The 18,934-nt window shown below is 70.7% G+C and carries 23 protein-coding genes and 1 tRNA gene; 15 read left to right on the top strand and 9 right to left on the bottom strand.

Annotated elements, in window-relative coordinates; genetic code table 11:
- The first annotated feature begins 212 nt into the window (after positions 1-212).
- Positions 213-590 (top strand): hypothetical protein, encoded by a 378-nt coding sequence (locus ABZ822_RS08090; protein WP_360848611.1) that lies wholly within the window; start codon positions 213-215, stop codon positions 588-590.
- Between the two features lie 11 nt (positions 591-601).
- Here the strand turns inward: ABZ822_RS08090 and ABZ822_RS08085 are convergent, their stop codons facing one another.
- Positions 602-973: a DUF6204 family protein gene (locus ABZ822_RS08085; protein ID WP_360848608.1), complete on the bottom strand. Its 372-nt coding sequence runs from the start codon at positions 971-973 to the stop codon at positions 602-604.
- 149 nt (positions 974-1,122) lie between these two features.
- Here ABZ822_RS08085 and ABZ822_RS08080 point away from each other — a divergent pair, with 149 nt between their 5' ends.
- Positions 1,123-1,860 carry a MerR family transcriptional regulator gene (locus ABZ822_RS08080; RefSeq protein ID WP_360848605.1) on the top strand — a complete coding sequence of 246 codons (738 nt, stop codon included), beginning with the start codon at positions 1,123-1,125 and terminating at the stop codon, positions 1,858-1,860.
- A gap of 184 nt (positions 1,861-2,044) precedes the next feature.
- Here the strand turns inward: ABZ822_RS08080 and ABZ822_RS08075 are convergent, their stop codons facing one another.
- The 5 genes from ABZ822_RS08075 to ABZ822_RS08055 form a co-directional block, all read right to left on the bottom strand.
- Positions 2,045-3,607, bottom strand: coding sequence for an SDR family oxidoreductase (locus ABZ822_RS08075; RefSeq protein WP_360848872.1), 1,563 nt, complete (start codon positions 3,605-3,607; stop codon positions 2,045-2,047).
- A 263-nt stretch (positions 3,608-3,870) separates the two neighbouring features.
- On the bottom strand, positions 3,871-4,185 hold the full coding sequence (locus tag ABZ822_RS08070; RefSeq protein ID WP_360848602.1) for a hypothetical protein: 315 nt from the start codon (positions 4,183-4,185) through the stop codon (positions 3,871-3,873).
- 141 nt (positions 4,186-4,326) lie between these two features.
- Positions 4,327-4,698: a molybdenum ABC transporter substrate-binding protein gene (locus tag ABZ822_RS08065; protein WP_360848599.1), complete on the bottom strand. Its 372-nt coding sequence runs from the start codon at positions 4,696-4,698 to the stop codon at positions 4,327-4,329.
- Between the two features lie 114 nt (positions 4,699-4,812).
- Positions 4,813-5,688 carry an adenylate/guanylate cyclase gene (locus tag ABZ822_RS08060; RefSeq protein WP_360848596.1) on the bottom strand — a complete coding sequence of 292 codons (876 nt, stop codon included), beginning with the start codon at positions 5,686-5,688 and terminating at the stop codon, positions 4,813-4,815.
- 167 nt (positions 5,689-5,855) lie between these two features.
- The gene (locus tag ABZ822_RS08055) at positions 5,856-6,539 is read right to left on the bottom strand and encodes a hypothetical protein (RefSeq protein ID WP_360848593.1); all 684 of its coding nucleotides are present in this window, start codon (positions 6,537-6,539) and stop codon (positions 5,856-5,858) included.
- Positions 6,540-6,652: 113 nt separating this feature from the next.
- Between ABZ822_RS08055 and ABZ822_RS08050 the strand changes: the two genes are divergently transcribed.
- Positions 6,653-7,336: a cyclic nucleotide-binding domain-containing protein gene (locus ABZ822_RS08050; protein ID WP_360848590.1), complete on the top strand. Its 684-nt coding sequence runs from the start codon at positions 6,653-6,655 to the stop codon at positions 7,334-7,336.
- A 103-nt stretch (positions 7,337-7,439) separates the two neighbouring features.
- Here the strand turns inward: ABZ822_RS08050 and ABZ822_RS08045 are convergent, their stop codons facing one another.
- Together ABZ822_RS08045 and ctaD are read right to left on the bottom strand one after the other, a co-directional pair.
- On the bottom strand, positions 7,440-7,835 hold the full coding sequence (locus ABZ822_RS08045) for a hypothetical protein (RefSeq protein WP_360848587.1): 396 nt from the start codon (positions 7,833-7,835) through the stop codon (positions 7,440-7,442).
- Positions 7,832-9,490, bottom strand: coding sequence for a cytochrome c oxidase subunit I (ctaD, locus tag ABZ822_RS08040; protein WP_360848584.1), 1,659 nt, complete (start codon positions 9,488-9,490; stop codon positions 7,832-7,834). Before ctaD ends, ABZ822_RS08045 begins: the two co-directional genes overlap by 4 nt.
- Positions 9,491-9,586: 96 nt before the next feature.
- Between ctaD and ABZ822_RS08035 the strand changes: the two genes are divergently transcribed.
- The 5 genes from ABZ822_RS08035 to ABZ822_RS08015 all read left to right on the top strand — a co-directional run bounded on the left by ABZ822_RS08035 (position 9,587) and on the right by ABZ822_RS08015 (position 14,523).
- Positions 9,587-10,156 (top strand): sigma-70 family RNA polymerase sigma factor, encoded by a 570-nt coding sequence (locus ABZ822_RS08035; protein ID WP_360848581.1) that lies wholly within the window; start codon positions 9,587-9,589, stop codon positions 10,154-10,156.
- Positions 10,153-11,121, top strand: coding sequence for a CU044_5270 family protein (locus ABZ822_RS08030; RefSeq protein WP_360848578.1), 969 nt, complete (start codon positions 10,153-10,155; stop codon positions 11,119-11,121). Before ABZ822_RS08035 ends, ABZ822_RS08030 begins: the two co-directional genes overlap by 4 nt.
- A 523-nt stretch (positions 11,122-11,644) precedes the next feature.
- Positions 11,645-13,183 (top strand): M28 family metallopeptidase, encoded by a 1,539-nt coding sequence (locus ABZ822_RS08025; protein WP_360848869.1) that lies wholly within the window; start codon positions 11,645-11,647, stop codon positions 13,181-13,183.
- A 287-nt stretch (positions 13,184-13,470) separates the two neighbouring features.
- Positions 13,471-13,767, top strand: a complete 297-nt coding sequence (locus tag ABZ822_RS08020; RefSeq protein WP_003986294.1) for a type II toxin-antitoxin system VapB family antitoxin — start codon at positions 13,471-13,473, stop codon at positions 13,765-13,767.
- A gap of 123 nt (positions 13,768-13,890) precedes the next feature.
- Positions 13,891-14,523, top strand: coding sequence for a LytR C-terminal domain-containing protein (locus ABZ822_RS08015; protein ID WP_360848574.1), 633 nt, complete (start codon positions 13,891-13,893; stop codon positions 14,521-14,523).
- A gap of 98 nt (positions 14,524-14,621) precedes the next feature.
- Here ABZ822_RS08015 and upp read toward each other — a convergent pair whose 3' ends face one another.
- Positions 14,622-15,257 carry a uracil phosphoribosyltransferase gene (gene upp / locus ABZ822_RS08010; RefSeq protein ID WP_360848571.1) on the bottom strand — a complete coding sequence of 212 codons (636 nt, stop codon included), beginning with the start codon at positions 15,255-15,257 and terminating at the stop codon, positions 14,622-14,624.
- Between the two features lie 172 nt (positions 15,258-15,429).
- Here upp and ABZ822_RS08005 point away from each other — a divergent pair, with 172 nt between their 5' ends.
- The 7 genes from ABZ822_RS08005 (at position 15,430) to ABZ822_RS07975 (ending at position 18,844) form a co-directional block, all read left to right on the top strand.
- Positions 15,430-15,627 carry a hypothetical protein gene (locus tag ABZ822_RS08005; protein ID WP_360848568.1) on the top strand — a complete coding sequence of 66 codons (198 nt, stop codon included), beginning with the start codon at positions 15,430-15,432 and terminating at the stop codon, positions 15,625-15,627.
- A 173-nt stretch (positions 15,628-15,800) separates the two neighbouring features.
- Complete coding sequence (locus tag ABZ822_RS08000) at positions 15,801-16,325, top strand: hypothetical protein (RefSeq protein WP_360848565.1); 525 nt, start codon at positions 15,801-15,803, stop codon at positions 16,323-16,325.
- A 79-nt stretch (positions 16,326-16,404) separates the two neighbouring features.
- Positions 16,405-16,932, top strand: a complete 528-nt coding sequence (tadA, locus tag ABZ822_RS07995) for a tRNA adenosine(34) deaminase TadA (protein WP_360848562.1) — start codon at positions 16,405-16,407, stop codon at positions 16,930-16,932.
- Between the two features lie 10 nt (positions 16,933-16,942).
- A tRNA-Ser gene (locus tag ABZ822_RS07990) sits at positions 16,943-17,029 on the top strand.
- A gap of 302 nt (positions 17,030-17,331) precedes the next feature.
- On the top strand, positions 17,332-17,496 hold the full coding sequence (locus tag ABZ822_RS07985; protein ID WP_360848559.1) for a hypothetical protein: 165 nt from the start codon (positions 17,332-17,334) through the stop codon (positions 17,494-17,496).
- Positions 17,497-17,526: 30 nt separating this feature from the next.
- Positions 17,527-17,820 carry a Dabb family protein gene (locus tag ABZ822_RS07980; RefSeq protein WP_360848556.1) on the top strand — a complete coding sequence of 98 codons (294 nt, stop codon included), beginning with the start codon at positions 17,527-17,529 and terminating at the stop codon, positions 17,818-17,820.
- 187 nt (positions 17,821-18,007) lie between these two features.
- Complete coding sequence (locus ABZ822_RS07975; protein ID WP_360848553.1) at positions 18,008-18,844, top strand: RNA polymerase sigma factor SigF; 837 nt, start codon at positions 18,008-18,010, stop codon at positions 18,842-18,844.
- Positions 18,845-18,934 lie beyond the last annotated feature (90 nt).

Raw genomic sequence — 18,934 nt, 5'->3', positions numbered from 1 at the left:
GGTGCGTCATGAAGATCTCGATCCGCACCTGAGCCGGTTCGCCGGCCGCGCGCACCGGGCGGTGTCGGAGAGCCAACTCCCTTGTACGCCACGGGATATCCGGTGGTCCGCTCGTACGGGGCGGTGTAGCTTGCGCCCCATGAGCGACGACCGAAAGGGCCATGCCGCGTAGGCGCCCGTCAGCCCTGCGGGGCGAATTCCCTCTCCGCGCCGTGCGACGACGGCGGTATCCGTCGATCGACCGGCTGTCCGGATCGTGTACGGCCGACCTGCGCCGGCTCGAACGCACCCGCTTCTCGCCCGGGGCCACCGAAGCAGCGTTCTGGCACTGGAAGTCCCTGGCACACGGCCCCCTCGGAGAGCTGCTCAACCCGTTCTCGGGTCATTGCTGCGGCATCCCGGAGTGCTGCGGCACCGCCTTCGCCCGCACCCACCTGGAGACGGTGCTCCATGCGCTGCCCAGGAAGAGTTCACGTGAACTGCGGGCTCTCGTACGGGCCTTGGACGAGAAGATTCTCACCAGAGCCCGGATCATCCCGGCGGAGCATCCGGAGACGCCGTGGTGGAGAGATTTCCTTGTCCAGCGCTGAGCGCGGTTCTGTCAGCCGCCGCCCTGAGCGGCCTTCCGGGCGGCCTCGCGGCGCTGCCGCTTGCCGAGGGGCGCCTGCGAGAGGTCGTCGGCGACGGACCGGAGGTTCTTGTAGCCGTATCCGCGTTCGGTGAGCCAGGCCCGCGCCGCGGTTTCGGCGCGTTCGGTCGCCTCCAGGATGTCCTCCTCGGCCTCTCCGGAGTCGGCGAAGCGGAAGGTGAACGCGGTCCTCGCCATGATGTCGTAGCTGAGGTGCCCCTCGGGGGTGAAGGCCGCGTGCAGGGCGTCGTGCTCCGCCGCGTGGGCCAGCAGCTCGGACCGCTGCTCGGTGCTGAGTCCGTCGAAGGCGCCGCGGACGGTGATCCGGAAGGTACGCGTGGTCATACCGCGACGCTAACCACCACTATCGGCCCGGTTCCACCGCTTTTCCCGGCCGATCGCCCACCGTGGCGGCCATGACCGCGCGGCGCCGGGCGCGTACGGACCGTCGCCGCTTGACCTTCGAGCCGGGTCGAAGGTTTACGGTCCGAGGTATGAGCGCGTTGCGCATCTCGCAGCTCGCCGAGATCACCGGCGTCCCGGCGACGACCCTGCGGTTCTACGAGAGTGCCGGGCTGCTGCCGGCCGACAGGACGCCCGCCGGCTACCGCACGTACGGTGGCGAGGCGGTGGAACGGCTCGCCGTCATCGGGGCCGCCAAGCGCCTCGGGCTGCCGCTGGGCGAGATCGGGGACCTGCTCGACGTCTGGGAGGCGGGCGCCTGCGCGGACGTGAAGGCCGACCTGCTGCCGCGGCTCGCCGCCCGCCTGGAGGGGGCCGAACGGCAGCGCGCCGATGTGACCTCGTTCATCGCCGTTCTGCGCTCGGCCCTCGGGCAGCTGGAAACGCTGCCCGACCGGGCCGGACGCTGCGACTCCGGCTGCAGTCTCGCCCGATCCACCGCCGCAGAACGCGACATGGCGGCGGAGGCGGAGCCCTGGCGCTTCGCTCCCGTTGCCTGTTCGCTGTCCGCCGGCGGCCTGGAGCAGCGGGTCTGCCAGTGGCACACGGCCGTCGACGGCGCCGTACGGGCCCGGATCCCCGACGGCGTGCGGCTGACGCTTCCCGTGGAACGGGCCGGGACGGTGGCCGCGTTGGCCGCCGCGGAGCAGCGGTGCTGCCCGTTCCTCGACTTCCACCTCCACCTGGACGGCGAGGCGCTGCACCTGGAGGTACGCGCGCCTGCGGATGGCGTGGCGATGCTGGACGAGCTGTTCGGCCCAACTGCCTGACGACGAGGGCCGATAGGGCGCGCTGCCGGTGGCCGGGGATCCGCGCGGGCCGCCTGACCGGAACCTCGATACTGAAAGTGTGAACGCCAACGCGCAGGCGACGTATGCCAGTTGTTCTGTCCGGTGCGGATACGGATCGCGGCGATGCGGCCGGGTCCCTGTGGGCCGGTTCAGCGCGGACCGGTCATCGCGGCCGGCCCGCCCGCGCCCCCGCGCCTGCGCTTCCGCCCGCCGCCGTGTCCGCCGGCTCCCCCTCGGCCGCCCGCGTCTCCGCCGCCGCCGCGATGTTGCGGGCCATCCCGCCGAACACCGCGGCGTGGAAAGGGGATACGCCCCACCAGTACGCGTGGCCCGCCAGCCCGTGCGGGTGGAAGAGGGCCCGCTGGCGGTAGACCGCATTGCCGTCGTCCCGTGCCTCGACGCTCATCTCCAGCCACGCCAGTCCCGGCAGCCGCATCTCCGCCCGGAGCCTCAGAAGCCTGCCGGGCTCGATCTCCTCCACCCGCCAGAAGTCGAGGCAGTCGCCGACGCGCAGCCGGGTCGCGTCACGGCGGCCGCGGCGCAGGCCGACGCCGCCGACCAGTGTGTCCAGCCAGCCCCGTAGCGACCATGCCAGCGGGGAGGAGTACCAGCCGTTCTCGCCGCCGATCCCCTCCACCACTCGCCACAGCGCTTCGGCAGGCGCCTGGACGGCGCGTTCGCGGCGGTCCGTGTAGAGGGATCCTCCGGACCAGTCCGGGTCCGTCGACAGCGGGTCGCTCGGTCCGCGGGGTGCGGTTGCGGACGACCAGCGGGTGGCCACGTCGGCGTCCCTTACGCGCTTCAGGGCCAGTTCGATCGCCCGGTCCAGGCCCAGATACCCCTCGGGCGGGGCCGGTGCCCAGCGCTCGATGTCCGTCTCCGTGCGCACCACTTCGTGCCGCAGCGACTCCACCAGCGGGCGGGCCGTGGCGTTCGGGACGGGGGTGACCAGGCCCACCCAGAGGCTGGACAGCCGGGGCGTGAGGACCTGGACGGGGAGGATGAGCCGCCGCGGCAGACCGGCGAGCGCGGCGTAGCGCTGCATCATGTCGCGGTAGGTGACGACGTCCGGGCCGCCGATGTCGAACGTACGGTTCACCTCGTGCGGCAGGCGGGCGCAGGCCACGAGCAGGCGCAGCACGTCGCGGATGGCGATCGGCTGCGTACGGGTGCGAACCCAGCTCGGGGTGATCATCATCGGCAGCCGTTCGGTCAGGTAGCGCAGCATCTCGAACGAGGCCGAGCCGGAGCCGATGATCACGGCCGCTCTCAGCACGGCGGTCGGCACGCCGGAGTCCAGCAGGATGCGGCCCACCTCGGCGCGGGACCGCAGATGCGGCGACAGTTCGCGCTCCGGCACCCCGGTCGGGGCCAGCCCGCCGAGGTAGACGATCCGCCGTACGCCCGCGGCACGCGCCTGCTCGCCGAAGATGCGGGCCGCGCGCCGGTCGGTCTCCTCGAAGTCCGAGCCGGTGCCGAGGGCGTGCACCAGGTAGTACGCGACGTCGACGCCCTGCATTGCCGCGCGGACGGACTCCTCGTCCGTCACGTCGCCGCGGGCGGTGTCCGCCTCGCCGGACCAGGGGTGGTCGCGCAGCTTGACGGGTGAGCGGGCCAGGCAGCGGACGGTGTGGCCCGCGGCCAGCAGCTCGGGGACCAGTCGGCCGCCGATGTAGCCGGTGGCGCCGGTGACCAGGCAGTGCAGCGACCGTTCGTCGTCGGCCATGCCGGTCTCCTCCAGCCCGAAGTCCCGTGTCCGCGGCTCCGCGCGCCGCAGCTCACCGCAGCTCGCGGCTCCGCTCACCGCAGCGCACCGCGGTCGTCCGCTACGGCCATGCTTGGACGTGCATCGGGGCGCCGCAACCGCGGACACGCCGTACGCCCTGGGGCACAGCCGTACGGGGGCGTGGCGCGGGACGCGCGGAGGGGCCCCGGCTCGTATGCGCCGGGACCCCTTGCGTACGTACCTCCCGCGTGGGTGGCCGGGTCTCAGTCGTCCCGCGAGGCGAGATCCCGCTGCCGTGGCCCGGCGGTGCCCGGTCCGGAGCCGGAGGGCTCGTCCCGCAGGTATCTGGCGACGAGCAGGTACAGCACCGCGCCGAACGGGATGACGAAGATGACGACCGGGAATTCCCAGGTGCCACTGCTCTGGTTGGCGACGTAGAAGCCGTAGCCGACGAAGAAGATTCCTCCGAGGACCGACCAGGTCCGGTCCTTGAAGGAGAGTTCGGGGAAGGCGATGCCGCACACGATCAGCACGATCCCGGAAATGACGGAGAAGACCTCGTACACACTCCAGTTCATGGAACACCTCCAGTGGTGACGGCCGCGACGGGCGGCACATGTTGAATGCGTGCGCAGTCGGTGCGAACGCAGTGGTCAGGACACGGTGATGCGGACGCAGTGATGCGGACGCAGTGACGCGAGTGCGGTGGTGCCGGTCTTCTACGGGCTGCCGAATCCCGTGCCGAGACCGAGCGGATGACCGCAGAGAGCGGCCACTTGCCGGGTCGCTCCCTCGAGTTCGGAGCCGCTTGTGGAATCCGAATCGGCGATCTCGTGCAGGCGGTTCGCATCCTGGGAGAGATCGGCCGTGCCCTCGTAGCTCTCGGCCAGGTCCCCCAGATCGTCCGCCTTGTGGAACAGCGGATTGCCGATGACGCCGTTGCCCTGCAGGAGTTGGGTGCCGAGTTCCTCGAACCCTTTGCAGACCTCCGCCTTGGACGACGGTCCGGCGACTTTTTCACAGCCGACCGCGGCGACCATCAATCCTGCGGCCGCTGCGGCCGCGATGAATACCCCATGTCGTCGAGCCACGGGACGTACCCCTTCCCCCTGGAATTCCCCTGGAATTCCCCTGACATTCCCCTGGTTACCGCTGCGTTCGCGCACTCCCCTGTGCGCGGGCCGGGCGTACCGGCCGCGTACGCGTCAGGAGCGCCTCCACCGGGAGCGGCGCCGTCCCGGCCCCGTGTCCCCCACGGTGATGTCCCGGCCGGCGATCATGCTGTCGCTCTCGATCAGCAGATCGCCGCCCGCGTGCACGGAGACGCCGCCGGTGGACGGCCCCGCCGCTGGGTCGCGGTCACGGCCGTCGCCATCGGCCTCATGCCCGGCGGCCTGGCCGCCGGCGGCCTCACCGGGTTCGCGTTCCCGTCCCCGTTCGCGCCCGCGCCCGCCTGAGCCGTCCTCCGCGGCCGACCCCCGCGCGGCCGCCGCTGCCGTCTCCCGTGCGACGCGCACGGCTGCTTCGTCGTCCCCGGCCACGTGCAGCCAGGCCCGGGTCCTCGTCTCCTTGACGCTGACGTCCACGGCGTGGAACGAGGCTGCGGCGATGGAGTCGTAGCCGCCCCGTACGACGTTGTCGTGGATCGCGTCCGAGACCAGGAGCGCAGTGTCGCTGCGCGCGGTGCGTATCGCGGCCCGGAGGGGTGCGCTGTCGCAGAGCCGGAACGTCTGGTTGACCGCGTGGCCGCCGAGCCCGTGCTCGTCGAAGTGAACGTCCCCCGCGTGCACGGCGATACGGATGCGCAGGAGCGGGTCGCCGCGGCGCCGGTTCTCCAGGGCCCGTTCGAGCCGGGGCAGGAAGTGGCCCAGCACGACCGCCTTGGGGATGCCCGGCGGAACGACGACGAGCAGGCCGTCACCACGGTCCTCGCGCCAGCACGACGCCCAGTACTCGTCGCCGAAGGCCGCGCGGAACTCCTCGTAGAGGGCTTCGCGGGTCCGCATCTGCTCGGTGTCGGGGCGCGAGGAGAACGCTTCGACGTCCGCCACGAGCACCGTCACGTGCTGCGGCGCCGGCATGCCGCGGAAGACCGCGGGAACGGGCTCCGGCGGGCGCGGTGCGTCCGGGGAACGGAAGGGCTCCGGAGTACGGGAGGCGTGCGCGGAACGGAAGGCCCCCGGGGAGGCGTCCGCGGAACGAAAGCCCCCCGACGAGGCGTCGGGGGTACGGAAGGCGTCCGGGCGGCTCATGACGGCACCGGGATTCCGCCGACCTTCAGCTGCCCCGATTTGGAGTCGACCAAGGAGAGGAAGACCCCGCCCGCCAGCTTGACGAAGGCGAAATCGGTCGCGTTCATCTGCCAGCGGTCGCCGGACCAGACGAGCGGCACCGTGCCCTGCTTCGCGCCCTCCCAGCTCAGCGTGACCGCCGTGCCCGCCTCCGTTTTCTCCGCCTTGCCGATCTCGACCCGGTCGACGCCTTCCCGGTACGACGGGGACCTGCGCGCGAATTCGCCCTTCATCGACTCGGCGCAGCCGGCGGCGCTGGGGGCGACGAGCGCGCACCAGGCGTCCCCGTCACCGATCTTCTCGGCCTTGCGGATCTGTTCGACCGTGTGGATCGCGCCCGTGGTGCCGCTCTCCTCCACCACGGAGAGGTCGACCTCGCCGGCGTCGTCGGAGAAGACGACGGAGCCGCCTCCGTAGAGGACGGCCGCCATGGCCGCCAGCACGGCGACGGACATCACGGGGTGTTTGCGGACGGTCTGCTTGATCTCCTGGATGTTGATGTCCCGGCCGGCGATGCGTGCGTGGTCGCCGAACGTCACGTCCCGGCCGCCCTGCACATTGATGCCGTGGCCCCCGTCGCCGGTACCGAAGTCCGGTCTGTGCGAGGGCCGTTCGGATTCTTGTTCTGGTCGTTCGGTCACGAGCGTCTCCTGGAACTGCAATCTTCAACAGTTCGCAGTATCAGAACAGCTCAAGTTCAGACGACAAGCGTCATTTGACGCATTAGCGGACTTCTCCCGGACAGACTTTCCCCATGCCACCCGTAAGGTTCTGGGACATCCTCAGCGACTCCGAGCGCGCGGAACTGATGAAGTCCGGGCGCAGCCGCCGCTTCCGCGCCGGCGACAGGATCTTCTCCGAGACCGACGACGACAGCGGGTGGGCCGGTGTCATCACGGAAGGGAAGTGCCGGGTGGTCGCCAGCCATCAGGACGGCACCGGCACCTATCTGGCGCTCCGTCAGGCGGGCGACATCATCGGGGAGATGGCCGCGATCCGGCGCGGGCGGCGCAGCGCGACCGTGACCGCCGTGACGACGCTCGGGCTGCACGTGGTCGCCCGTACGACGTTCCAGACGCTGCTCAGCTCGCACCCCAGCCTGATGAAGCATCTGCTCGTCGTCATGATCGAACGCTTGCGGGAGGCCGACCAGTGCCAGGCCGACCTCGCCGTCGCCGCCACCGAGTTACGCCTCAGCCGCCTGCTCTTCCGGCTGGCCAACGCCGAGGGCGTGGCCACGGAGGAGGGCATCGAGCTCACCGGCTTCACCCAGCTGGAGCTCGCGGGATGGTGCGGGATCAGCCGCGAGTCCGTCGTGCGGCACATGCGGAAGCTGGAGACGATGGGCATCCTCGCCTCCAGCCAGAAGCGTCAACGGCGGCTTCTCGTAAGGGACATCGAGCGGCTCGGCGAGCACGCCCTGCAGTCGCCGTCCTGATCCGGCGCCCGCCCCGCGGCCCTGCCCTCCGTGGCGGATCGCCCGCGGCTCGGGCTCGCGCAGCTCGCCGCCGCGGGCGCGAACGTGGACGACCGCCCGCCGCTCAGGTCCCCGCCGGTCCCGCCCCCACCACGGTCGCCACCGCCGCCATCAGCGCCGCGCAGACCACGAACGCCGCGACCAGGCGGCGCCGCAGCATCCGGTACACCGCCTCGTACTCCGCGCGCAGTTCGGCGCTCCGTGCCGCCACCCGCTCCAGGTACGCCTTCGACACGGTCAGCCGGTCGTCGGCGTAGTGCCGCTCGACCTCCTCGCGCTGGGAGTCGGTCAGCCAGGGCAGCCCCGAGGAGAACATACGGGCCCGGGCACAGGCGGCGCTCCGTTCCGCCTCCAGGAGCAGAAAGCCCTCGATCGCGTTGATGGCCTCGGACGTGCCCGTATCGGAGGAGTTCATGTCCGAGGAGTTCATGTCCGAGGTGTTCATGCCTGGGGTGTTCATACGAGCGCGCCCTTCTGCTCGTCCCGCTCGGCCGGTCCCGTGGCCGCCGGCGGCGCGTTGTCCGGGTGGTGCAGGTCGAAGGCCGGGGACTCGGACCGGATCCTGGGCAGGGAGCGGAAGTTGTGGCGCGGCGGCGGGCAGGAGGTCGCCCACTCCAGCGAGCGGCCGTAGCCCCACGGGTCGTCGGTCTCCACCGGCGTCCCGTACCGGGCCGTCTTCCAGACGTTGTAGAGGAACGGCAGGATCGAGAGGCCGAGCAGGAACGAGAAGATCGACGAGACGGTGTTGAGCGTGGTGAATCCGTCGGCCGCCAGGTAGTCGGGGATCCGCCGCAGCATGCCTTCCGCGCCCAGCCAGTGCTGCACGAGGAAGGTGCCGTGGAAGCCGATGAACAGCGTCCAGAACGTGATCTTCCCGAGGCGCTCGTCGAGCCGCTTCCCCGTGAACTTCGGCCACCAGAAGTGGAATCCGGCGAACATCGCGAAGACCACGGTCCCGAACAGGACGTAGTGGAAGTGTGCGACGACGAAGTACGAGTCCGAGACGTGGAAGTCCAGCGGCGGCGAGGCCAGGACGACCCCGGTCAGTCCGCCGAAGAGGAAGGTGACCAGAAAGCCGACGGACCACAGCATCGGGGTCTCGAAACTGAGACTGCCCTTCCACATCGTGCCGATCCAGTTGAAGAACTTCACGCCCGTCGGGACGGCGATGAGGAAGGTCATGAACGAGAAGAAGGGCAGCAGCACCCCGCCCGTGACGTACATGTGGTGCGCCCACACCGTCACCGAAAGGCCCGCGATGGCGATCGTCGCCGTGATCAGCCCGATGTAGCCGAAGACCGGCTTGCGCGAGAAGACCGGTATGACCTCGGAGATGATGCCGAAGAACGGCAGCGCGACGATGTAGACCTCGGGATGGCCGAAGAACCAGAAGAGGTGCTGCCAGAGCAGCGCCCCGCCGTTCGCCGCGTCGAAGATGTGCGCCCCGAACTTGCGGTCCGCCTCCAGGGCGAAGAGCGCCGCGGCGAGCACCGGAAAGGCCAGCAGCACGAGGACGCCGGTGAGAAGGACGTTCCACGTGAAGATCGGCATCCGGAACATCGTCATGCCCGGGGCGCGCATGCAGATGATGGTGGTGATGAAATTGACCGCGCCGAGGATGGTGCCGAATCCGGACAGAGCGAGACCCATGATCCACAGATCGGCGCCGGCACCCGGCGACCGCACGGAGTCCGAGAGCGGCGCATACGCGAACCAGCCAAAATCCGCGGCACCTTGCGGAGTGAGAAAACCACCGACCGCGATCAGCGAACCGAAGAGATAGAACCAGTACGCCAGCATGTTGAGCCGGGGAAAGGCGACATCCGGGGCACCGATCTGCAGCGGCATGATCCAGTTCGCGAAACCGGCGAACAGCGGCGTCGCGAACATCAGCAGCATGATCGTGCCGTGCATCGTGAACGCCTGGTTGAACTGCTCGTTCGACATGATCTGCGTGCCGGGACGGGCCAGTTCGGCGCGCATGAACAGCGCCAGGATCCCTCCGAAGCAGAAGAACGTGAACGACGTGACCAGGTACAGCGTGCCGATCGTCTTGTGGTCGGTGGTCGTCAGCCACCCCACCACACGGGAGGGGCGAGCGTGCGTGAGCCTCATGCCCCGTAGATGTCCGGGCGCCCGCCGGAACGTCACGCGGAGAACATCACAGCGGTGCGGTGTGATGCAGGGCGCCGTGCCGGACACCAAGCGGTCATGAGCACGGACGAGGCCTTCGCGGACGCCTACCGCGAGCACTACTGGGCGGTGAGCCGGTATGTCGCGCGCCGCCTGGACGGCCCGCCCCACGAGGTCGAGGAAGTGGTCTCCGAGGTCTTCTCCGTCGCCTGGCGGCGCCGCGCCGACGTCCCGGAGTCCGTGCTGCCCTGGCTCTACGGCGTGGCCCGCAACTGCCTCGCCAACACCGTGCGCGGGCAGGGGCGTTACCGCCGTCTGCTCCGCAGGATCGGCGACCACCAGGCCGCGCACGCTGCGCACATCGTGCGCAGCCCCGACACCGAGCGTCCCGGCTCCTGGGTGCACGAGGCCCTGGCCCGCCTCTCGCCCGCGGACCAGGAGGTGCTGCGACTGTCGAGCTGGGAGGAGCTGACCGTCGACGAACTGGCGGTCGCCCTGCGCTGCAGCCGGAGCGCGGCGGCCATGCGCCTGCACCGCGCCCGCGGGCGGCTGCGGGAACGGATCGACTCGATGCGGATGACCGTGACGACGAGCCCGGCGCCGAACGGGGCCACCGGGGCGAGCGAGAGCCGGAGGGGGCGGGAATGACCGACGAACTGGAGCTGCTGCGGCAGGCCGACCCCGTACGGGCGGACGAAGGCCCCTGGCGGGACCGGCCGTTGGACGCCGCCGCGGAACGCGGCCTGAACCGGCTGCTGCACCGCGGACGCCGCACACGCCGCGTACGGAGGGTGCTCCTGCCCGTCGCCGCCACGGCGCTGACGGTCGTCGTCACCCTCGTGGTGACGCTCTCCGGGTCCGGGAGCCCGCCGGCCGTCGCCGCCCCCGCCGCGCTGCACCCGCGGCTCGGCTCGGTGTCCGTACCGCTGGACGACGTGGCGCGCAGGGCCCGGGCCTCGTCGGCGGACAGCACGGAGGGCCCGAAGCGGGGCAGCCATCTGCAGATGTGGGCCATGAGCCTGGAGGAGGGCCCCGGCGCCCGGCCGCCCGTCACGCTCCCCCAGGAGCACTTCACCCACTGGAAGCCGGACGGGAGCGGCTGGTCGCTCGTCGTGGCCACCGATCCGCGCCATCCCGGCCGCCGCGTGATCGACGACTCGGGCGGCACTGTCCGTACGGTCGAGGACGGCAAGGTGCTGGAACGGGAGACCTACCCGGCCGGGACCGGGATCGGCGGCTTCCGGCCGCCGCACGATCCGGACGCCCTGCGCGACCACCTCAAGGAGATCTACGGCGCCCACGGGACCACGGCCTCGACGCTCGACGGCCTCTCCGCGCTCCTCAACGAGTGGACACCCGGCCCGCGGGAGAACGCCGCCATCGCCACGCTGCTGTCGGAGACGAAGGGGCTGCGCCCGGCCGGAGCCGTCACCGACCGCCTCGGCCGCCAGGGCCAGGCGTACGTGCACGGGGCGAAAGGCGTCCGCTACATGGTCGTTCTCGCCCCGGACACGGGCCGGGTCCTCGGCATCGAACTGACCACCACCCGCGACCAGCGCGCGTACCGCCTGAAGGCGGGGGACGTCATGTCCTACGAGGCGTGGATGGACTGAGCGCGCGGGGATCGGGCCGCCTCACCGGGCGGGACGAGGCACCGGAGGCGTGACGCCGGGCGGAACGAGCATCCGCGCGACCGCACTCCCCCGGCCGTTCCCCCACCCCGCTCATCCGCCGTCCCCCCCACCTCGCTCTTCCGGACGTTTCCCCACCCCGCTCTTCCGGCCGTTCCCCCAACCCGCTCATCCGCCGTCCCCCCACCTCGCTCTTCCGGCCGTTTCCGCACCCCGCTCTTCCGGCCGTTTCCGCACCCCCGCCCGGCCGAGCGGCGCGTGCCGCGCACCTGCCCCGTACCGGCCCGGTCCTCCCGGCCGTCACCGCTGCCCGCGGGACCCGACTGGCGCGAAATGTCCGGAGGCACAACTCGTCCTCGCCGCATACGTTCCCCCTAGCCCCACCGCTCGCTAGTTTTCCCTTCCATCACGTCCGTTGCGCGGACGCTCGCTCCCGCGACCCGGACACCCGTCCCGACCGCCTGCCCGAAGGACTCCTGTGGACATACGACACCCGCGCCGCGCGATAGCCGCCCTGGCCGCCGCCGCGCTCACCGCCCCGCTGCTTCTCGCCTCCGCGTCCCCGGCCACGGCCGCGCGCGGCACCGGCGCCCCCGCGAAGAAGGCGGAGAAGGCGGCGGAGAAGCTGGCGCGCAAGCTGGTGGCGAGATCCTCGGCCAAGGACGCGCACCAGCACCTCAAGAGATTCCAGGCCATCGCCGACTCGACCGAGGGCCACCGGGCCGCCGGATCCCTCGGGCACGACGCCTCCGCCGCGTACGTGTACCGGCAGCTCCAGAAGGCCGGGTACGACGTCTCGTACGACGCCTTCGAGTTCACCTACACCGAGACCCTCGCCGAGAAGCTGGCCGTCGTCTCGCCCACCCCGCAGGACATCGCGATCGAGGCGATGACGTACACCAGGAGCACCCCGGAGGGCGGCATCAAGGCGCCGGTCGCGGCCGTGCCGGTGGACGCCACGTCCGGGTGCGAGGCCGGGGACTACGCCGCCGGCTCCGTCACCGGGAAGATCGCGCTCATCCAGCGCGGCGGCTGCACCTTCGCCGAGAAGCAGGCGGCGGCCGCCGGCGCGGGCGCGGTCGGAGCGATCATCTACAACAACACCGAGGGCGCGCTGTCCGGGACGATCGGCGACCCGGAGGCCGGGAAGATACCCACCGGCGGCATCACCCAGAAGGACGGGCAGGCCCTCGCCGCCGAGGCCGCCAAGGGCGAGGTCACGGTCTCCTTCGAGGTCCGCGAGCTCCAGGAGAAGCGGACGACCCGCAACGTCATCGCCGAGACTCCCGGCGGCGACCCCGACCGCACGGTGATGCTCGGCTCCCACCTCGACTCCGTCTCCGAGGGCCCCGGCATCAACGACAACGGCTCGGGCTCGGCGGGCCTGCTGGAGGTCGCGCTGGAGCTGGCCAAGACCCACCAGAAGCCCACCAACAAGATCCGCTTCGCCTGGTGGTCGGCCGAGGAGCTGGGCCTCATCGGCTCCGAGGACTACGTCGCCCGCCTGACCGAGCAGCAGCAGAAGCAGATCGCGCTCTACTTGAACTTCGACATGATCGCGTCGCCCAACTACGGGCAGTTCGTCTACGACGGCGACGACTCCGACGCCACGGGCGCGGGCCCCGGACCCGAGGGCTCGGCGCAGATCGAGAAGAAGATCAACGACTTCCTCGACCGTACGGGAAAGCCGCACGAGGGCACGGACTTCACCGGCCGCTCGGACTACGGCCCGTTCATCGCCGTCGGCATCCCCTCGGGCGGCACGTTCACCGGCGCCGAGGGCATCAAGACCGAGGAGCAGGCGAAGAAGTTCGGCGGGGACGCGGGCGTCGCGTACGACGTCTGCTACCACGCGGCCTGCGACAACCTCTCCAACATCGACATGGCCGCCTTCGACACCAACATCGATGTGATCGCCGACGCCGTCGGCACGTACGCGCACGACCTCGGCTCGCTGACGGAGCCGGTGGCGTCCACGCCCACCACGGGCGACGCCGGAAGCGGCGGCGGGCTGCACGACGAGCACGGGCGCGTCACGGAGTAGCCGTCACGCAGTAGGCATCACCGGAGTAGGCATCACGAGCAAGGAGCCACCGGGCAAGGACCACGGGCGTCCAGACGACACGCCCGGAACCACGCCGGCCGGTGCGGAGCGGCCCACCGCTGCGCACCGGCCGGCGCTGTGCGTCCGGTCCTGCGGTGATCAGCACGAAGGCGGGTGCGGAGCGCTCACCTCCGGCCACAGCTCGGTCCCGTTTTGATCGTTTTCGCGGCCTTTCCACTCCTGCGCCATGGCTGCGCCCGGAGCGCGGAGACCGGTAGGCTTTCCGTGTGATCTTCAAGCGCATCGGAAACGGGCGGCCGTACCCGGACCACGGCCGGGAGAGCACCCGCCAGTGGGCGGACGTCGCTCCACGTCCGGTACGCCTCGACCAGCTCGTCACCACGAAGCAGCAGCTCGATCTGGAGACCCTGCTGGCCGAGGACTCGACGTTCTACGGAGACCTCTTCGCCCATGTCGTGAAATGGCAGGGTGACCTCTATCTGGAGGACGGGCTGCACCGCGCGGTGCGGGCGGCACTCCAGCAGCGTCAGGTGCTGCACGCGCGGGTTCTCGAACTGGGCTGACACCGCCCGGCCCGGCACGGCCGCTCCCCCTTCACTTCGGCATTGCACCTTTCGGGTTGGGCTCTGCGCCACGCGTTGATCATTTAGTAGGCAGAGAGGCCCGGCCGCACTACGCTGCGCATCATGAGCATGCTGACTCCCCCCGGCATGGGCGGTAAGTACCGCATCACGGGGGACAGGTACCCGCGGATGCGCCGGCCGCGTAACCGCCGCCGGATCGTGGTCGCCATGATCGGAGCGGTCGCGGCCCTCGGATTGTCCGGGTGGGGGACGCTGCAGCTCATCGACGTGTTCACCGGAGGCGGCGGCGAGGCACGCGCGGCGGGCAAGGCGGATTGCGGGACGCCGGAGAGGCGCCCGGCCGCCCAGAAGGCGGCGCTGCCCGAGCCGGGCGAGATCACGGTGAACGTCTACAACGCGACGAAGCGCTCCGGTCTGGCCAAGCAGACCGCCGACGAACTGAAGAAGCGCGGCTTCAAGATCGGCAAGGTGGGCAACGCGCCGGCCGCCTACGACAAGAAGGTCAAGGGCGCCGGCGTACTGCTGGGCGCGCCGAATGCCGCGGACGGGCCGTCCAAGGTCCTCGGCACGCAGCTCGCCGGGGCCACCTCCGAGGCCGACCAGCGCACCGACAAGGACGTCGACCTGATCATCGGCGACTCGTTCAAGGCCCTTGCCGAGAAGAAGGCGGCGGACGACGCGCTCGTCTCGCTGACGAGCCCGTCACCGAAGCCCTCGGCCTCCGCGAAGTGCTGACCCGGCGGTGGCCGACCCGGAGCCACCGCACCCGGGCCGCCCACCCGCCGGCCGTGTGACGGCCGCGCGGGTGAGCCGCTGTACGACGTCGGGTGAGGCTAGTCGGCCGTGCCGTACATGCGGTCCCCGGCGTCGCCGAGGCCCGGCACGATGTACCCCTGCTCGTTGAGGCGTTCGTCGACCGCAGCCGTCACCACGGTGACCGGCGCCCCCTCCAGCTCCCGCTCCATGTACTCCACGCCCTCCGGCGCGGCCAGCAGGCAGAGGGCCGTGACGTCGTCCGCGCCGCGGCCGATCAGTTCGTTGATGGCCGCGACGAGCGTGCCGCCGGTGGCGAGCATCGGGTCCAGGACGTAGACCTGGCGCCCCGAGAGGTCCTCCGGCATCCGCGTCGCGTACGTGGACGCCTCGAGCGTCTCCTCGTCCCGGATCATCCCGAGGAATCCGACCTCGGCGGTCGGCAGGAGCCGCACCATGCCGTCGAGCATGCCGAGTCCTGCGCGGAGGATCGGCACGACCAGCGGACGCGGGCGGGCCAGCCGCACACCGGTGGTCGCCGTCACGGGGGTGGTGACGTCGACCTGCTCGGTGCGCACGTCGCGGGTCGCCTCGTAGGCCAGCAGCGTGACCAGTTCGTCGGCGAGCCTCCGGAACGTCGGGGAGTCGGTGCGCTCATCGCGCAGCGTGGTGAGTTTGTGGGCCACCAGCGGGTGGTCGACGACGTGGATCCGCATGGCAATGACACTAGCCGAGCGGTTCGGTGCCTCCCATGGCGCCTACGGCCCCGGGCCGCCGCCGGCCCCGGTGGCATCAATCCACCTGTTCGGGGGAAGGTGGGCACATACGCCCCTACGGGCGCCAGCGCCCGAAGGGACGCGCGGGACAACAGACCAGCTCGGTGGAGGTGTGGCAACCGTGCCGGACCGGAACCAGCCCAGTGGCGAACCCGCGCTGGCGGTGAACGACGCGGAGAGGCGCAGGCGACGCGCCCAATTCCTTCGAGAACTCAACGAGGCGAAAGCACTGCGTGAACGCGTGCAGCCGCGGCGTGCCCGGGTCGCCAGGATGCGCCAGCAGATGCGGATGCGGACCTTCCGCTGGTAGCCCGGGCAGCCCCTGGATCACCGTCCGGTTGCAGGACTGGTGCACGACGCACAGCGGAAGACCTCTCGCGATGGCCTCGTTTCTGCCACGATTCCGAGTGGGCGGGCCAAGGGGTGAGAGCTTCCTGATCCCGCCGGACCCGGCAAACGCCTCTGACCAGTGGGAGAGTCACGGTGTACTTCGCCGCACTGCTCGCGCGCACCGAAGACGGGTGGGAAGCGAGCGACACAGACCTCGACGATGTGGAAACCCTGGCCGATCTGACGGATCTGGCCCGAGGGGCATCGGTCGAGGATGACACGGTGCTCGCCTTCATCGAGCAGGAGGACGCGTGGTTCGGCGTCGTCCGGGTGGACGGCGAGGAGGACCCCCGCATCTACGTATCGGATGCGGCAGCCGCGGCCCGTAGCTCGTACGGCGAGATTCTGCTCACGGACGAACTGCTCGGCCGCGAGCCCGAAGATGATCTCGACAGCCTGGTGGACCTCGACGGCACCGAGGACGGCGAGCCGGAGAGCGACGGCGAGGAGTCGGCCACCGACGACGACGCCGTGCCGCCCGGCCCGATCGGCGACTCGGGGGTCCTCGAGGACCTCGGGATGACGAGCAAGGAACTGATGTCCCTGGCGGGCGGTGACGCGCTGAGCGAGATCGCCGACATGCTGGGCTGCGGGGAGGTCCTCGAAGCGGTCCGCTGACCCCGGCCGCTTCACCGCGGCGCCCACCGGCACCGGCCGGCGAGCGCCGCTGGGCCGGGACGTGACCGACACTGTCCCCATGACCGCCTCCTCGCCCCCGCCCCCCGACCCCCTGCGCGACCCGTGGCACGCGCCGATGCGCCTTGCCCTGGCCGAGGCCGTGCGCGCCCCGGAGGAGGGGGACGTGCCGGTGGGCGCGGTCGTCCTCGGCCCCGACGGCGGGGTGCTGGGACGCGGTCACAACGAGCGAGAGGCGACCGGCGACCCGACGGCGCACGCCGAGGTCCTCGCGCTGCGCGAGGCGGCGGTGGCCGTGGGCGAGTGGCGCCTGTCGGGCTGCACGCTCGTCGTGACGCTGGAGCCCTGCACGATGTGCGCGGGTGCCGCCGTCCTCTCCCGGGTCGAGCGGGTCGTCTACGGCGCCGTCGACGAGAAGGCGGGCGCGGCCGGTTCCCTGTGGGACGTCGTACGGGACCGGCGGCTCAACCACCGCCCCGAGGTCATCCACGGTGTGCTGGCCGAGGAATGCGCGGAACTGCTCACCGGTTTCTTCCGCCGGACCGGACGGATCGATACCGATTTCGGAGCACGGCCACCCGTCCGCTAAGCTCTCTCTCGGTAGCGTGTCCGAGCGGCCTAAGGAGCACGCCTCGAAAGCGTGTGAGGGGGCAACTCCTCCGTGGGTTCAAATCCCACCGCTACCGCTGAACAGCCGGAGGGCCGTTCCCACTCCCCGGAGTGCGAGCGGCCCTCCGGCTTTTGCGCGCCCTCGTCGCAAAGTGGCCGTCGCCGGCCGGACGTTGGTCCGCGGTCGGACCGGATGCCCGTCCGCGGGGCGGGACGAGGCCCTGTGCGAGCGGGCAGCGACGCAGTGACCTCGCGGTCCCGCCGCCGGAGCCGGCGTCCCGTACGGCTCGTCGTTTCGACCGTTTGTGTGGATAGACTCTCGCGACCCCGAACCGGGGACAGGACGGACGGACAGCGCGGCGAGGGAAGCGGGCACGGCATGGCGCAAACGAAGAAGATCGCGCTCTATGTGGTCATCGTGTTCGTGCTGTACACGATCATCACGTCGCCGGACCGGGCCGCGGACCTCGTCCAGGTAGGGTTCGAGGGCATATCGAGCGCCGCCAAGGGTGTCGGCGAGTTCATGACGGCGCTGGTGAACTGACCGGCCGCGCGTCGCCCGAGGAGTCTTCGCATGATCCGTCACCTGGTCCTGTTCAAGCTCAACGACGGCGTCGAGCGCGACGAACCGCGCGTGGCCGCCGGTGTACAGGCCTTCCGCGAGCTCGGCGGGCTGATCCCCGAGCTGGAGTTCTGGGAGTGCGGCTGGAACGTCTCGGACCGGCCCATCGCCTACGACTTCGCCATCAACTCGGCCGTCACCGACGCGGCGGCTCTGCAGCGGTATCTGGAACACCCCGCTCATCAGGCGGGCGTCGCGCAGTGGCGGGAATTCGCCACCTGGGTGATGGCCGACTACGAGTTCTGACCCGTCCGTGTTCCGGGCCCCTCGCCTCCTTGGGCGGGGGCCTTTTTGCATGGTGCACATGGCCCCAACTTGCCGCCAACACGGGGATATACGGTGCTTGCACACAGTGCACATGTCTTGTGATGCTATGACCGCTTTTGCCGGATGAGTGGACCGAGAACCTGCAGCGAGATCCTGAAGGGGTGGCATGACCGCGTCGGCCAGTACTGCGTCCGAAGCGCCGCCTCCCCAGGGCGAGGGCGCCGGAAAGTCCCGCGAGAGCCGAGGTGCGGACACGCGCGCCCTGACCCAGGTGCTGTTCAAGGAGCTGTCCGCGCTCGAGCAGGGAACGGCGGAGCACGGTCGCGTCCGCGCCGCCCTCATCGAGGCGAACCTGCCGCTGGTGCGCTACGCCGCCGCCCGGTTCCGCAGCCGCAACGAGCCGATGGAGGACGTGATCCAGGTCGGCACGATCGGGCTGATCAACGCGATCGACCGGTTCGACCCGGAGCGCGGCGTGCAGTTCCCGACGTTCGCGATGCCGACCGTCGTCGGCGAGATCAAACGTTACTTCCGTGACAACGTGCGGACCGTCCACGTGCCGCGCCGGCTCCATGAGCTGTGGGTCCAGGTCAACGGCGCCACCGAGGATCTGACGGTGCAGAACGGCCGCACCCCCACCACCGCCGAGATCGCCGAACGGCTGAAAATCGCCGAGGAGGACGTGCTCGCCTGCATCGAGGCCGGCCGCTCCTACCACGCGACCTCGCTCGAGGCGGCGCAGGAGGGCGACGGGCTGCCGGGGCTGCTGGACCGGCTCGGCTACGAGGACCCGGCCCTGGCCGGAGTCGAGCACCGCGACCTCGTACGCCATCTGCTGGTGCAGCTTCCCGAGCGCGAACAGCGGATCCTTCTCCTGCGCTACTACAACAATCTGACGCAGTCACAGATCAGCGCGGAGCTGGGCGTATCCCAGATGCATGTGTCCCGGCTGCTGTCCCGGAGCTTCGCCCGGCTGAGATCCGCAAATCGGATCGAGTCCTAATCAGGACGAGGTACCTTTCCAGCGCCGATATGTCGACTTGGCACTACAGCGCGTTGCCGACATGTGACATTCTGCAGGAACCGCGTTTGC

It is taken from the genome of Streptomyces sp. NPDC047108, assembly GCF_040643575.1.
Classification (GTDB): domain Bacteria; phylum Actinomycetota; class Actinomycetes; order Streptomycetales; family Streptomycetaceae; genus Streptomyces.
This window is presented reverse-complemented; position numbering and strand designations above follow the sequence as displayed.